At 70.4% G+C, this 13,814-nt stretch carries 12 protein-coding genes; 8 read left to right on the top strand and 4 right to left on the bottom strand.

What is annotated here, in order from left to right; genetic code table 11:
* Nucleotides 1-243 precede the first annotated feature (243 nt).
* The 5 genes from AB0F10_RS10245 (at nt 244) to AB0F10_RS10225 (ending at nt 7,029) form a co-directional block, all read left to right on the top strand.
* Nucleotides 244-3,006: an AbfB domain-containing protein gene (locus AB0F10_RS10245; RefSeq protein ID WP_360622135.1), complete on the top strand. Its 2,763-nt coding sequence runs from the start codon at nt 244-246 to the stop codon at nt 3,004-3,006.
* Between the two features lie 93 nt (nt 3,007-3,099).
* Nucleotides 3,100-4,632: a sugar ABC transporter ATP-binding protein gene (locus AB0F10_RS10240; RefSeq protein ID WP_360622133.1), complete on the top strand. Its 1,533-nt coding sequence runs from the start codon at nt 3,100-3,102 to the stop codon at nt 4,630-4,632.
* Nucleotides 4,625-5,596: an ABC transporter permease gene (locus AB0F10_RS10235; protein ID WP_360622131.1), complete on the top strand. Its 972-nt coding sequence runs from the start codon at nt 4,625-4,627 to the stop codon at nt 5,594-5,596. Before AB0F10_RS10240 ends, AB0F10_RS10235 begins: the two co-directional genes overlap by 8 nt.
* Nucleotides 5,593-6,609 (top strand): ABC transporter permease, encoded by a 1,017-nt coding sequence (locus AB0F10_RS10230; RefSeq protein WP_360622129.1) that lies wholly within the window; start codon nt 5,593-5,595, stop codon nt 6,607-6,609. Before AB0F10_RS10235 ends, AB0F10_RS10230 begins: the two co-directional genes overlap by 4 nt.
* A 12-nt stretch (nt 6,610-6,621) precedes the next feature.
* Entirely contained in the window at nt 6,622-7,029 is a 408-nt protein-coding gene (locus AB0F10_RS10225) for a DCC1-like thiol-disulfide oxidoreductase family protein (protein WP_360622127.1), read from the top strand.
* Nucleotides 7,030-7,039: 10 nt separating this feature from the next.
* On the opposite strand, the gene AB0F10_RS10220 is transcribed toward AB0F10_RS10225, so the two are convergent.
* The 3 genes from AB0F10_RS10220 to AB0F10_RS10210 all read right to left on the bottom strand — a co-directional run bounded on the left by AB0F10_RS10220 (nt 7,040) and on the right by AB0F10_RS10210 (nt 9,498).
* Nucleotides 7,040-7,741 carry a zf-HC2 domain-containing protein gene (locus AB0F10_RS10220; protein ID WP_360622125.1) on the bottom strand — a complete coding sequence of 234 codons (702 nt, stop codon included), beginning with the start codon at nt 7,739-7,741 and terminating at the stop codon, nt 7,040-7,042.
* Entirely contained in the window at nt 7,738-8,259 is a 522-nt protein-coding gene (locus AB0F10_RS10215; RefSeq protein ID WP_360622123.1) for a sigma-70 family RNA polymerase sigma factor, read from the bottom strand. The genes AB0F10_RS10220 and AB0F10_RS10215 overlap by 4 nt, the downstream gene beginning before the upstream one ends.
* Before the next feature lie 120 nt (nt 8,260-8,379).
* Complete coding sequence (locus AB0F10_RS10210; RefSeq protein WP_360622121.1) at nt 8,380-9,498, bottom strand: neprosin family prolyl endopeptidase; 1,119 nt, start codon at nt 9,496-9,498, stop codon at nt 8,380-8,382.
* A 339-nt stretch (nt 9,499-9,837) separates the two neighbouring features.
* On the opposite strand from AB0F10_RS10210, the gene AB0F10_RS10205 reads away from it, so the two are divergent.
* The 3 genes from AB0F10_RS10205 (at nt 9,838) to AB0F10_RS10195 (ending at nt 12,020) form a co-directional block, all read left to right on the top strand.
* Nucleotides 9,838-10,830 (top strand): magnesium transporter CorA family protein, encoded by a 993-nt coding sequence (locus AB0F10_RS10205; RefSeq protein WP_360622119.1) that lies wholly within the window; start codon nt 9,838-9,840, stop codon nt 10,828-10,830.
* Between the two features lie 294 nt (nt 10,831-11,124).
* Nucleotides 11,125-11,598, top strand: a complete 474-nt coding sequence (locus tag AB0F10_RS10200; protein ID WP_360622116.1) for a cysteine dioxygenase family protein — start codon at nt 11,125-11,127, stop codon at nt 11,596-11,598.
* A complete protein-coding gene (locus AB0F10_RS10195) occupies nt 11,595-12,020 on the top strand; it encodes a rhodanese-like domain-containing protein (RefSeq protein ID WP_360622114.1) in 426 nt (141 codons plus the stop codon). The genes AB0F10_RS10200 and AB0F10_RS10195 overlap by 4 nt, the downstream gene beginning before the upstream one ends.
* A gap of 55 nt (nt 12,021-12,075) precedes the next feature.
* Here AB0F10_RS10195 and AB0F10_RS10190 read toward each other — a convergent pair whose 3' ends face one another.
* Nucleotides 12,076-13,731 (bottom strand): MFS transporter, encoded by a 1,656-nt coding sequence (locus AB0F10_RS10190; RefSeq protein ID WP_360622112.1) that lies wholly within the window; start codon nt 13,729-13,731, stop codon nt 12,076-12,078.
* Nucleotides 13,732-13,814 lie beyond the last annotated feature (83 nt).

Genomic DNA, 13,814 nt, shown 5'->3' with positions numbered 1-13,814 from the left:
CATCAGCTCCGAATAAGTTTTTTTCCCACCCAAATTCCGCACCTCAACGGCCCTATATGAGCCCCCCCGCCCGCCCCGGGGGCGGGGGTGGCACCCCCGAGGGGCGCGCCCGCGCGGCATCTGCGGACATAGACAAACCTCCATTGTTCCGCGTGTTCAGTTGCGTCAACATGTGTTCCAAGCTGGTAACCACCGCATCCAGCACTCATCCCCGAGCAGCACACTCCCTCAAGGAGAGAGCACGTGACTGAACACCAACCCCGGTCATGGCGACGCCTCCTCGCCGTTACCGCCGCGGCCCTCACCGCATCGGCCGGCACCCTGATCGTCACCGCCTCCCCCGCGGCGGCGTTCGCGCCGAAGACTCCCCCGCTGGCGACCCCGTGGACCAGCCAGGTCTCCACGACCAACCCGCTACCCGAGTACCCCCGGCCCCAACTCACCCGCCCCGACTGGCAGAGCCTCAACGGGATCTGGCAGTTCGCCGGCGCCGCCAACATCAACACCCCGCCGGTGAACCAGACGCTGGGCGAGGAGGTGCTCGTTCCGTACCCGATCGAGAGCGCTCTCTCCGGCATCATGCGGCATGAAAACTATATGTACTACCGCAAAAGCTTCACGGTTCCGGCCGGCTGGAGCGGCCGCAACGTGCAGCTCAACTTCGGCGCCGTCGACTGGCAGTCGAAGGTCTGGGTCAACGGCACGCTGCTCGGCACGCACGAGGGCGGCTACGACAAGTTCTCCTACGACGTGACCAGCGCGCTGCGGGCCGGCTCCAACGAGGTCATCGTCGGCGTCTGGGACCCGTCCGACGGCCAGGACATCCCGGTCGGCAAGCAGCGCACCAACCGCGGCGGCATCTGGTACACCACGTCCTCCGGCATCTGGCAGACGGTCTGGCTCGAGCCGACCAACCCGGCCCGGATCACCCGGCTCGACACCACCCCGAACGTCGGCGCCGGCGCGCTCGACCTGGTCGCGCAGGGCGCCGGCATCAACGGCCAGGGCGTCACCGCCCAAGTGCTCTCCGGCGGCACGGTGGTCGGCACCGCCTCGGGCAGCGTCGGCTCGTCCATCCGGGTGCCGGTGCCGAACGCACACCTCTGGAGCCCGGACGACCCGTTCCTGTACGACCTGCGCGTCAGCCTGACCGGCACCGGCGGCGGCGACGCGGTCGCCGGCTACTTCGGCATGCGCTCGCTCGGCAAGGCCATGCTCGGCGGCACCCTGCGCCCGACGCTCAACGGCAAGTTCGTCTTCCAGCTCGGCACCCTCGACCAGGGCTTCTGGCCCGACGGGATCTACACCGCGCCGACCGACGCCGCCCTGCGCTTCGACCTGGAGCAGCAGAAGGCGCTCGGCTTCAACATGGTCCGCAAGCACATCAAGGTGGAGAACGACCGCTGGTTCTACTGGGCGGACCGGCTCGGCCTGATGGTCTGGCAGGACATGCCGGCGCTGGCCAGCGGCCGGGAGCCCTCGACGATCGGGCGCACCCGGTACGAGAAGGAACTCAAGGAGATGATCGACGAGCACAAGGGCATCACGTCGATCGTCCAGTGGGTGCCGTTCAACGAGGGCTGGGGCGAGTACGACGCCGGCCGCATCGCGGACCTGGTGAAGAGCTGGGACGCGACCCGGCTGGTCAACCACGACTCGGGCTCGAACTGCTGCGACTCCGATCCGGACCCCGGCAACGGCGACGTGATCGACGACCACATGTACGTCGGCCCGGGCATCACCCGCGCACCGACGGCCACCCGGATCGCGGTCAACGGCGAGTACGGCGGCCTGGGCCTGCGCGTCCCCGGGCACGAGTGGCCGACCAGCGGCAAGTTCGCGTACGAGTGGCTGCCGGACACCAACGCGCTGACCAACCGCTACGTGCAGATCACCGGCAAGCTGGTCGACCTGATCGCCGCGAACGGGCTCTCCGGTTCCGTGTACACCGAGCCCACGGACGTCGAGGAGGAGCTCAACGGCTTCTACACCTACGACCGGCAGATCCAGAAGATGAACTTCGCCGGCGTCCGCGACGTCAACCTGCGGGTGCTCGGCGCGGCCACCGGCACGACGCTGCCGACCGGCAGGCTCGCCTCGCTGCGGGTCACCACGCCGGGCTACACCGACCGCTACCTGCGGCACTCGGCCGGCGCGGCGGTCACCTCGGTGGTCAACGCGTCGAGCCCGGCCGGCGACAAGCAGGACGCGACCTACTGGGTGCGCCCCGGGCTGTCCAACGGCGCCTGCTACTCGTTCGAGTCCCGCAACTTCCCGGGCCAGTACCTGCGGCACCGCGCCTACCGGGTCTACCGGGAGGCGAACAGCGGCGGCACGTTCAACGCCGACGCCACCTTCTGCGCCCGGCCGGGCCTCTCCGGCGGCGGCACGTCGCTGGAGTCGTCCAACATGGCCGGCTACTTCATGCGGCACCGCAACTCCGAGGTGTGGATGGACCAGAACACCGGCGGGTCGTTCAACGACGACGCGACCTGGAGCGTCGTCAACCCGCTGTGGCGCAGCGGCGCCGACCTGGCCGTCGGGCAGAAGCGCTCGTTCCGGGTCACCACGACCGGCTACGACACCCGCTACCTGCGGCACCGTGACTCCCTCGCACGGACCGACGTGATCAACTCGGGCAGCGGCCTCACCGACCGGCAGGACGCCACCTTCACCGTGCGGGCCGGCCTGGCCGACGCCACCTGCTACACGTTCGAGTCGGTCAACTACCCGGGTCGCTTCCTGCGGCACGCCGCCTACCGCCTGCAGACCGCCACGAACGACAACACCACCACGTTCCAGCAGGACGCCACCTTCTGCGCGCAGCCCGCGCTGAACGGCGGCGGCGGCAACGTCTCGCTCGAGTCCATCAACTACCCCGGCTACTACTGGCGCCACTACGCGGAGGCCGTCTACATCGCCACCTCCGGCGGCGGCAACACCTGGGACAACCCGGGCAGCTTCGGCGCCGACGCGACCTGGAACAACGCGGCGCCCCTGGGCTGACGCGGCACGAAGGGCCGGGCGGTCACGAGCCGCCCGGCCCCATCAATGTGCGAAGTCTTGACGGATTATGTTGAGAAGTGAGTGAATGCGTTTATGGCGCTGCTTGAGGTCGTCGATGTCTCCAAAGTGTTCCCGGGCGTCCGCGCCCTGGACGACGTCTCCTTCACCCTCCAGCCGGGCGAGGTGCACGCCCTGGTCGGTGAGAACGGCGCCGGCAAGTCCACGTTGATCAAAGTATTGACCGGCGTCTACCAGCCGGACGGCGGCGAGCTGCGATACCGCGACGAGCCCGCGGTGTTCGACACGCCGATGGATGCCCAGCGGGCCGGGATCTCCACGATCTACCAGGAGGTCAACCTCATCCCGCTGATGAGCGTGGCGCACAACCTCTTCCTCGGCCGCGAGCCCCGCAACGCGCTCGGCCTGCTCGACGAGGCCCGGATGCACCGCGAGGCGAGCGAGATCCTCCTGCGGTACGGCGTTACCACCGACGTCCGGCGCCGGCTCGGCACGCTCGCGCTCGGCGCACAGCAGATGGTGGCGCTGGCCCGGGCCGTGATGATCGACGCCAAGGTCGTCATCATGGACGAGCCCACCTCCTCCCTCGAGCCGCGCGAGGTGACGACGCTCTTCGGCGTCATCCGCGACCTGCACGCGCAGGGCATCGGCATCGTCTACGTCAGCCACCGGCTGGACGAGCTCTACCAGATCTGCGACGCCGTCACGATCCTGCGCGACGGCAAGGTCGTGCACACCGGCCGGCTCGCTGACCTGGAGCGCCTCAAGCTGGTCTCGCTCATGCTCGGCCGCGACATGTCCGCGGTGCGCCGGGAGGGCTTCACCGGCTTCGCCGGCGGGCACGACACCGCGCCGGACGCCGCGCCCGTCCTCAAGGTCACCGACCTGAACAGTCGGCGCCGGCTGCACGACATCAGCTTCTCGGTGCGCCCCGGTGAGGTCGTCGGCCTGGGCGGCCTGCTCGGCGCCGGCCGCAGCGAGACCATCAAGGCGATCGGCGGCGCGTACCCGATCGACGGCGGCACCGTCGAGGTCGACGGCCGGGAGCTCAAGCGGCCCACCACCGTGCAGGCGGTCAGGGCCGGCATCGCGGTGCAGCCCGAGGACCGCAAGGCCGAGGGCCTCGTCGCCGGCCTTTCGGTACGCGAGAACATCGCGCTCGCCGTCCTCCCCCGGCTGTCGCGCTTCGGCCTGGTCTCCGACCGCCGGATCGACGACATCGTCCGCACCTACATGGACCGGCTGCGGATCAAGGCGTCCAGCCCGGACCAGCGCGTCGGCGACCTCTCCGGCGGCAACCAGCAGAAGGTGCTGCTCGCCCGCCTGCTCGCCACCCGGCCCAAGGTGCTGCTGCTCGACGAGCCGACCCGCGGCATCGACGTCGGCGCCAAGGCCGAGGTGCAGTCGCTCATCGACGAGCTCGCGTCCGAGGGGCTCGGCGTGGTGCTGGTCTCCTCCGACGCGGAGGAGCTGGTCGAGGGGGCCGACCGGGTGGTGGTGCTGCGCGACGGCGCGGTCGTCGGCGAGCTGACCGGCGCACAGGTGACCACCGAGTCCCTGCTCGAGACGATCGCCGCGGCTGCGGAGCTGGAGGAGAACAATGAGTGAGGCGACGGCCACGGCCGCCCGGCCGGCCATCGACCTGGCGCGGATCAGGGCCTGGCTGCCGGCGTACGGCGTCTACATGGCGATCGCGCTGCTGCTGCTGTTCAACGTGCTGTTCACGCCGAACTTCCTGGCCTGGAGCAACCTGCGCATCCAGCTGATCCAGGTGGCGCCGATCGTGATCGTGGCCCTCGGCATGGCCCTGGTGATCGGCACCGAGGGCATCGACCTCTCGGTCGGCGCGGTGATGGCGCTCGCCGCCGCGCTGATTCCGCTCTACCTCGGCTACGGCGTCATCGCCGCCATCGGGGTCTCGCTCGTCGCCGGCGTGCTGGTCGGCCTGATCAACGGCACGCTCGTCGCCCGGGTCGGGCTGCAACCCATCGTCGCGACCCTCGCGCTGTTCGTCGGCGGCCGCGGCCTCGCGCTCGTCATCTCCGGCGGCCAGCTCAAGGACGTCCGCAACGAGGACCTGATCTACCTCGGCTCGGGCGATCTCGCCGGCATACCGGTGCTGGTCTGGATCGCCGCGCTGCTCGTGGTGATCGTCGGATTCGTGGTCCGGCGCACCGTCTTCGGCCGCCGGCTGCTGGCGATCGGCGGCAACCGGCCGGCGACCGAGCTCGCCGGGGTGCCGGTGAAGCGCGTGCTGATCACCGTCTACGTGCTCTGCTCGGTGCTCGCCTCGGTCGCCGGGCTGCTCGCCGTCGCCCGCATCCAGTCCAGCGACGCCTCGGCGGTCGGCCTGCTCATCGAGCTCTCCGCGATCACCGCGGTCGTGGTCGGCGGCACGCCGCTGACCGGCGGCCGGGTTCGCGTGCTCGGCACCGTCGCAGGCGCGCTGCTGATGCAGCTCGTCGTCGCCACCATGATCAAACACAACCTGCAGCCGTCGACGACCGAGATGGTGCAGGCCGTCATCATCCTCGTCGCCGTCTACGCCGCCCGAGAGAGGAAGTCCCGGTGACCCAGACCATCTCGGATCACGAGGTCGCCGCCACCGTCGCCGCCGACGAGCGCCGGGCCGAACGCACCGACCGGATCGTCGGCCTGATCCAGCGCCAGGGCGCGCTCGCGGTGCTCGTCGTGGTCGTCGTCATCGCGGCGGCGGCGTTCCCGAACTTCCGCAGCTTCGACAATGCGGCCACCATTCTGATCGCCGCCGCCCCGCCCGCGCTGATCGCGCTGGGCATGACCTTCGTGATCATCACCGGCGGCATCGACCTGTCGGTCGGCTCGCTCTACGTGCTCGGCGGGGTCGTCTCCGCGTACGCGTCGCAGTGGGGTCTGGTGCCCGCGTTCCTGGCGCCGCTCGCGGTGTGCGGGCTCATCGGGGTCCTCAACGGCGCGCTGATCGCGTATTCGCGGATGGCGCCGTTCATCGTGACGCTGGCCGCGCTGCTCGGCGCGCGCGGGCTGATGCGGGCGATCAGCGACGAGGGCTCGACGACCTACCTGGTCGAGAGCGACGCGTTCCGCGCGTTCGGCACCGGCTCGTTCCTCGGCATCGGCTACCCGGTCTGGCTGGTCGCGGTCATCTTCGCCCTCGGCATGATGCTGCTCTCGCGTACCCGGTTCGGCCACGCCGTGTACGCCGTCGGCGGTAGCGAGGACGCGGCCAGCCTGATGGGCATCGCGGTGCGCCGTACCAAGGTCTGGGTCTATGTGATGTCCGGCCTGCTGGCCGGGCTGGCGGGCGCGATCAACGCGGCGAAGCTGGGCTCCGGCGTCACGGTGCTCGGCACCGGCATGGAGCTCGACGCGATCGCGGCGGTCGTCATCGGCGGCACGCTGCTCACCGGCGGCGCGGGCACGATCGCCGGCACGATCGCGGGCGTGCTGCTGCTCGGCGTGATCCAGAACATGATCAATCAGGTCGGCAACGTGCCGAGCAGCTACCAGCAGCTGATCAGCGGCGCATTCCTCGCCGTCGTGGTCGTGGCACAGACCTACCTGGTCAGGCTCCGGCGCGTGACCTGACAGGATGGGTGCATGGAGAAGGCGACTTTCGTGTACGACGGTGACTGCGCGTTCTGCACGACGTGCGCGCGGTTCATCGAGCGCCGCGTCCCGTCGCTCGCGACGGTGGTGCCGTGGCAGTTCGCCGATCTCGACCGCCTCGGCCTGAGCCTGGAACAGGTCGAGGAGGCGGTGCAGTGGGTGGGCACCGACGGCTCGGTCGCCTCGGGGCCGGACGCGATCGCGCTGCTGCTGCGCGACGCGGGCCGGATGTGGGAGGTGCCGGGCCGGGTCCTGCAGCTGCGGCCGGTCGGGATGCTGGCGTGGCCGGCGTACCGCTGGGTGTCGCAGCACCGCCACCTGCTGCCGGGCGGGACCGCGGCCTGCTCCCTGCCGCAGGCGCAGCGCGAGAAGCTCTACGGCCCCACCGGCCGGCCCTGACCCGGCCGCCTCAGTTCAGTCGGGCGGTGCCCAGCAGGCGGCCGTCGCGGTCCGCCACCGCGACGGCGTGGACGTTGCGCAGCTGAATCGAGCTCGCGCCGGTCACGTGTGCGTTCCCGCTCGGCGTCGGCCCCCAGATCGCGGCCTGTTCGACCAGGCCGTCGGCGCCGCTGACCCGGCAGACGAACGGGCCGCGCCCCGGCAGCTTCGACACGTTCAGGTCGATGGAAACCCCCCAGGTCTTGCCGGTCAGCATGGCCCGGCCGGTCAGCCCGCTGCCGGCCGCCGGCTCGAAGACGGCGGTGACCAGCGGCGGGCTCGGTGCCGCCACGGGCGGCCGGGTGGGCGTCGGCTCCGAATTCCAGACGGCGATGACACCGGCCGCGCCGGCCACGATCAGCACGGCCGCCGCGGCGGCGGCGAGCCGGCGGCCGAGGGTGTGGCGCCGCGCCCGCACCCCTTCGGTGCGCAGCTTGGCCAGCAGGCTCTCGATCCGTGCGGGGCTGGGCCGGGTGCCCACCGCCACCGTGGGCGGCTCCGCGTTCTCCAGGGATCGCAGCAGCTCCGGCACGGGCGCCAGGAGGTCCAGTTCGGCGCGGCATTCGTCGCAGCTCAGCAGGTGGGCGTCGAGGCGCTCGGTGTCGGCGGCGTCCAGCCCGCCGAGCACGTAGCCGCCGAGCAGCCGGCGCGACTCGTCGTGGTCGGCGCTCATCGCAGCACCCCCATCTCCTCGAACGCCTGCCGCAGCGCCCGCACCGCGTAGTAGGCGCGTGACTTGACCGTGCCCTCGGGCACCGACAGCTTGCGGGCCGCGCCGGCCACGGTCTGGCCCTCGTAGTACATCGCCTGCACCACGGCCCGATGGTTGTCGGAGAGTCGCCCGAGCGCCTCGGCGACCAGCCAGCCCTCGACGAGCTGATCGACGTTGTCGGCGGCCGGCACGGAGGCCACGGCGGCCTCGTCCGCCACCAGACGCGGCCTGCGCTGCTCGGCCCGCCACGTGTTGGTGACCACGTTGCGGGCGATGGTCAGCAGGTAGGAGCGGGTGCGTACGGGATCGGGCTCGAGATGGTCGATGTGCCGCCACGCGCGCAGCAGCGTCTCCTGCACGAGGTCCTCGGCCTTGTGCCGGTCCCGCACGTAGCGGCAGATGAAGCTGAGCAGCACCGCGTAGTGCTCGGTGTAGAGCGCGGTCATCTGCTCCTCGTCGGGACTCCCCCGTCGCCTCATCCGCTGCCCTCTCGTCGGCCCACCGAGGTGTACCACAGCGGCGGGCCGCCGGTTCGACAAGCGCACGCGCAAGACGCCCGGTCCCACGACGGGGATCGGGCGTCTTCGTGCGGTATGCGATCAGCAGGGTCCTGTTCCCGGGCCGCCGTAGCGGAACGTCCGGTCGCTCACGGGCTGTGAAGGGTAGTACTTGGGGTTGGTGTTGGAGGTGTCCGGGTATTCGATCACGAGAGGCGGCCCGTTGGTGTGGTTGATGCTGCCGACGCGGGCGGCGTAGTCCTTCGGTAGCGGTGGGGGCGGGGGATCGCCCTCCTTGGGCGGCGGCGGAGGAGGAAGGGGCTTCAGGCCGTTGCCCATGTCGGTGCAGGTCGTCTCGCCGAGGGGGGCGCTGGTCGCGATCTCGCCGAACCACTGGGTAAGGCCGACCTTGGTGAACTTGCCGTCCCACAGACTGTCGGGGAAGTAGCCGATCCATTCAGTCTCGTACGCGATCCACCAGGCCCCGCCGAAGTGCTGGATGGCGAAGCGCCTCGCGGCTCCGACGGGGTGGCCTTCCTCGTCGGGGGGTTCGACGGGCAGGGTGTCGCCCGGCTTGACGCTCGTCGGGTACAGCGAGGTGAAGTCGCAGTTGTAGCACTGGGCCTTCTTGTCCACCCAGTAGTAGACGAAGAGGTGCGGGTCGGCGCTCCCCTTGTTGATAAAGCGGTCGACGTTCCAGCCCACCTCGATGATCTGCCGGCCGTCGGCGGACTGCACCGCCAGCTCGACGAGCGTGTGGTAGTCGCCGCGGGCCAGCTCCGGCTTGTAGATCGGCAGGTTCGCATAGTTGCCGTCGGTCTCCGCGGACTGGCGACCACCGGCGTACTCGAAGCGGGCCGTGAGGGGTCCGGAGCTCGAGGTCGGGGTCGGGGCCGGGGCAAGGGCCGGGGGGTTCGGCGGCACGAGCGTCGTCTTCATCGACCTGAGCACGCTGTCCTGGGAGGTGCGGCCCTTCGGCGCGAACTCGGGCCTCGGCACCAGCGAGCCGCTCGTGTCCGCGGGCGCGGCATCCGCACCGGCGGCCGCGAGGGCGGCGCTGCTCGCGCCGGCCTTGCCACGCCTGGTCTTGTGGGGGCGCTCGCCCCAGGGCAGCAGCGGCGGCGGTGTGAAACCCGGGTCCGCGGCGGCCGCCGTCACGGCCGGGATCTCCACCTCGGATGTCTCGTCGGCGTTCGCGCTAAGGGTCCAGGCGACCCCCATGGAGCCGACTACGGCGGCGGTTAGGCCGGCGGCGAGCAAGCCGCGGCTTGGGTTCGACACGTGTCCGTCCTCGTTCATCGGGGGGCTTGGAGGCGGCGGGCGGGGCTGGCCCCAACACCGGCTCTCAGCGGCAGAGGGACCATATAACGTTCTGAATACCGTCCGCGTGCGTCGCGTGGCATTCCGCCTGAACGGCTGAGTCGGCGGTCCGATCTGGTGACCCATTGACCAAAGTGGTCGACGGTACGTGTTCACGCGGTTGCTGTGGGACATATTTTTGCTGAGTGTTCTGAAAGAGGCTAACCACTGTGAGGCTCTTTCGGGTCTAGCGTGACTCACATGGGCGGAATCCGGGTTCTGCTGCTGACGGACAAGGGCGTCGAAACGCACCCTGTGTCCGCAGTCGAGGCTTTAATGGCTCTCGACTCCACGCTGATCTGGGTGGACATTCCGGAGTGCAGCGAGGAGGCCGTCACGTTGCTCACCGACGTTCTCGACTGCCACCCGCTCGCCGTGCGCGACTGCCTGCAACGCAACCGGGTGCCGCGGGTCCGCGTCTACCCGCACCAGCAACTGCTGATCCTGCACGGGCCGGAACGCGGACCATCCGGCCATGTCCACTACATCGAGCTCGATCAGATCATCGGCGATAAATACGTCGTGACCGTTCACGGCCCGCTCAACCCGGCCGTCGACCCCGCCGTCGCGCTGCGGCAGACCGAGGCGGTGCGGCGCCGGCTCGAGGCCGGGCGGCTGCGGCCGGGCACGCCGTACGAGCTGTCGTACGCGATCTCCACGGCGCTGGCGCGCACCCTCGAGGAGTTCATCGAGGAGTTGACCCGCGAGGTCTGGCAACTGGAGCAGCGGGTCACCGGCGGCCACATGGGCAACCCGGAGGAATTCCTGGAGGAACTGTTCCAGGCGCGGCACGGACTGCTCGCCGTCCGCACGATGGGCGCGCTCGGCGCCGAGGTCTACGGCCGGATAGCGGCGCTCGGGAAACGGGTGTCGACTAATGATCTTCCACTGGTGACCGACATCGTTGATCAATTGACGCGGATCGGCGCCCTGGCCGACGGCGAGCGCGAATACCTGCAGGGCGTGATCGAGTTCTATCGCGCCCGCGCGGAGACGAAAATGACCATTGCCGCGGAACGCCTGGCGGTGATCGCGGTGGTGACGTTACCGATCACCGCGCTCTCCTCCATTTACGGCATGAACATCATCGTCAACGGCCGAACCCACCTGCCGCAATTGATAGCCGTATTAATAGTTATGGCGATCATGTCCGCCTTGCTGCTCACCTGGGCCAAACGCCGCGGTTGGTGGTGAGAGGATCTTCGTTCCCGCATGTTGGTACACGTTTGATTTGGTACCCGCGCCCCGCGACGATGGGCTCATGCAGCGGCAGGGCATCCCACTCACGGCCCGCCGGGTGATTGACCTGGCGCGCTGCGCCAGCGCGCGCTGTCAGCGCTGATCTGCGCCTTCCGCGCCACCTTCGAGCACTTCCACCGGCCTGAGCGCCGGTTTCCAGGTTCCCCCCGCGCGTCGTCCGGCCTCGGCCGTACCGTGGAGGTAAACCTATAGAACTGATAGGCAATATATAAAAAGCGAGGAGCCGTAGTGACCGCCGTCGACATCCGCCTCGACCATCTCGCCACCGTCACCCGATACGCCGCCGATCCGGACGCCTGGCCCGTCGCGCCCCGCTTCAACGCGTTCGAGCGCTGGTACCACCGGCTGGCGCAGGAACCCGACCATGAGGTGTGGCTGCTGACCTGGCTGCCCGGGCAGGGCACCGACCTGCACGACCACGGCGGCTCGGCCGGGGCGTTCCACGTCTACTCCGGCGCGCTGACCGAGGACACGGTCGAAACCGGCACCGGCGGAGCGCCGCGGATCACCGCCCGGGAGCTGGGCGAGGGTGCCGGGCGCCGCTTCGGCACCCGGCACATCCACCGGATCACCAACCGCTCGAACCGGCCGGCGATCAGCATCCACGCGTACGGGCCGGCGCTGAGCACCATGACCCGCTACCGGATCGGCGCCGCCGGCCTGGACGTCGTCGCCGTCGAGCGGGCGGGGGCACAGTGGTGAACGCCGCACCGCTGCGCGCCGCGCCGGTCTTCGCCACCCCGCCGCGTGGCTCGCAGGGCATCGAGGAGCTGCTGGCCGGCGCCCGCGCCCGGATCGTGCGGCTGGGCCCGCACGAGACATACCGGGCCGTCGCCCGCGGCGCGGTGCTGGTCGACATCCGCCCGGCGGCCCAGCGCGCCGAGCACGGCGAGATCCCCGGCGCGATCGTCATCGAGCGCAACGTGCTCGAGTGGCGCCTGGATCCGCGCAGCGACGCGCGGCTGGCGTTCACCCGCTACGACCTCGAGGTGATCGTGACCTGCCAGGAGGGCTACACGAGCAGCCTGGCCGCGGCGGCGCTGCAGGATCTCGGCCTGCTGCGGGCGACGGATCTCGCGGGCGGCTTCAAGGCCTGGCAGGCCGCGGGCCTGCCGACCGTCTGACGCACACGTTTCGACCGGCATCGCGCCGGCGGCTGTTCGCCGCCGGCGCCGTCCGTCAGTGGCCCTCGGCGTCCGGGCGCGCCTGCCGCGGCAACAGGAACGCGAGCCCGAACGCGGCCACCAGCATCAGCAGCGCGACGTTCAGGCTGCCCACCGTGGCGTCCCGGAAGCCGGCGTGCACCGCCTCGACCGCGTACTCGCCGATCTCGGGCGTCGTGCCGGCGCCCTCGGCCGTCCGGCACGACGCCGGCTGGGCGGACGGGTCGTCCTGCGCCGCGCGGTCCTCGAGGCAGGTGCGGATCCCGGCGACCACCGCCGGCTGAGCCTGCGCCGGCACGGCCGCAGCGGTCAGCGCCGGGCGCAGGCCCGCCGCGTCCACGTGATCGCCGACCGCACCGGGCAGCATCCCGAAGAAGAACGTGCCCAGCACGGCGATGCCGAACGCCCCGCCGAGCTGCTGCACCGAGGTGAGCGCCCCGGACGCCGAGCCGGTCTCCTCGTCGTCGACGCCGGCCAGCACGATGTTGAAGAACGGCGCCATCGCCATGCCCATGCCGACGCCCAGCGCGATGAGCGCGGGGGTCAGGTGCCACGGCGTGATGTCCGCGCCCGCCACCTGCACGGTCACGGCGACGCCGGCCGTGCCGAGGCCCATGACGACCGTGCCGAGCAGCAGCAGCTTGCGGCCGAGCCGCTCGCTGAGCCCGGCGCCGGCCGCGATGAAGCCGGCCATCGTGCCGAGGGCCTGCGGCAGCGTGGTCAGGCCCGCCTTGAGCGGCGAGTAGCCGAGGCCGACCTGCAGGTAGAGCGTGAAGACCAGGCCGGTGCCGATCAGCGCGGCGAAGAAGAACAGGCCGAGCAGCAGGCCGCCGGTGAAGGCACGCTTGCGGAACAGGCTGGGAGTCACCAGCGGGTCGAGGCCGCGGCGCTCGCGGCGCGACTCGTACACCCCGAAGAGGCCGAAGAGCATCACGCCCAGCGCCAGCATGACGAAGATCCAGACCGGCCAGTCCAGCTCGCGGCCCTGCACCAGCGGGAAGAGCACCAGGAACGCGCCGACGCCGGCCAGCACCACGCCGGCCAGGTCCAGCCGGGGCGTGCGCTCGCTGCGGAATTCGGGCAGGAACTTGACGGCGCCCACCACGGCGAAGATGCCGAGCGGCAGGTTGATGAGGAAGATCATGCGCCAGCCGGTGCCGAAGTAGTCCGCGTCGACAAGCCAGCCGGCCAGGATCGGGCCGCCGACCGCGCCGAGGCCCATGACCGGGCCGAACGCGCCGAACGCCTTCGCCTGCTCGGACGGCGAGAACATCTGCTTGATCATGCCGAGGCCCTGCGGCAGCATCAGCGCGCCGAACAGGCCCTGCACCGCGCGAGCGCCGATCAGCACGCCCGGCGACCAGGCCATGGCGCAGAGCAGCGAGGCCAGGGTGAAGCCGGCGGCGCCGATGATGAACATCCGGCGCCGGCCGTAGATGTCGCCGAGCCGTCCGCCGGTGAGCAGGCCGATCGCCATCGACAGCGTGTAGACCGCGCCGAGCCACTGGATCAGGCTCAGCGAGCCACCCAGCTCCGCGCGGATGACCGGCCCGGCGATCGTGGTGACCAGCGAGTCGAGCAGGTCCATGACCTCGACCGCGAGGATCACGAAGAGCGCGACCCAACGCCATCGGTACGGCGTTTCGGACGCCTTCTCCAGCACGGCTTGCATCAGGTCTCCCCCATGAACGACGTTCGTTGTGTTGGAACACTGTTCTACATGACGAACACCGTTCGAGTCAAGTACGCTGTACG

It is taken from the genome of Actinoplanes sp. NPDC026623 (genome assembly GCF_040638275.1).
Lineage (GTDB): Bacteria > Actinomycetota > Actinomycetes > Mycobacteriales > Micromonosporaceae > Actinoplanes.
This window is presented reverse-complemented; position numbering and strand designations above follow the sequence as displayed.

What these genes read in the sequence shown, in the direction of transcription:
- AB0F10_RS10220 (WP_360622125.1), bottom strand. Translation starts at nt 7,741, where the DNA reads ATGAGCGCCGACCACGACGAGTCGCGCCGGCTGCTCGGCGGCTACGTG.
- AB0F10_RS10190 (WP_360622112.1), bottom strand. Translation starts at nt 13,731, where the DNA reads ATGCAAGCCGTGCTGGAGAAGGCGTCCGAAACGCCGTACCGATGGCGT.
- AB0F10_RS10225 (WP_360622127.1), top strand. Translation starts at nt 6,622, where the DNA reads ATGGAGAAGGCGACTTTCGTGTACGACGGTGACTGCGCGTTCTGCACG.
- AB0F10_RS10205 (WP_360622119.1), top strand. Translation starts at nt 9,838, where the DNA reads ATGGGCGGAATCCGGGTTCTGCTGCTGACGGACAAGGGCGTCGAAACG.
- AB0F10_RS10240 (WP_360622133.1), top strand. Translation starts at nt 3,100, where the DNA reads ATGGCGCTGCTTGAGGTCGTCGATGTCTCCAAAGTGTTCCCGGGCGTC.
- AB0F10_RS10210 (WP_360622121.1), bottom strand. Translation starts at nt 9,498, where the DNA reads ATGGGGGTCGCCTGGACCCTTAGCGCGAACGCCGACGAGACATCCGAG.
- AB0F10_RS10235 (WP_360622131.1), top strand. Translation starts at nt 4,625, where the DNA reads ATGAGTGAGGCGACGGCCACGGCCGCCCGGCCGGCCATCGACCTGGCG.
- AB0F10_RS10215 (WP_360622123.1), bottom strand. Translation starts at nt 8,259, where the DNA reads ATGAGGCGACGGGGGAGTCCCGACGAGGAGCAGATGACCGCGCTCTAC.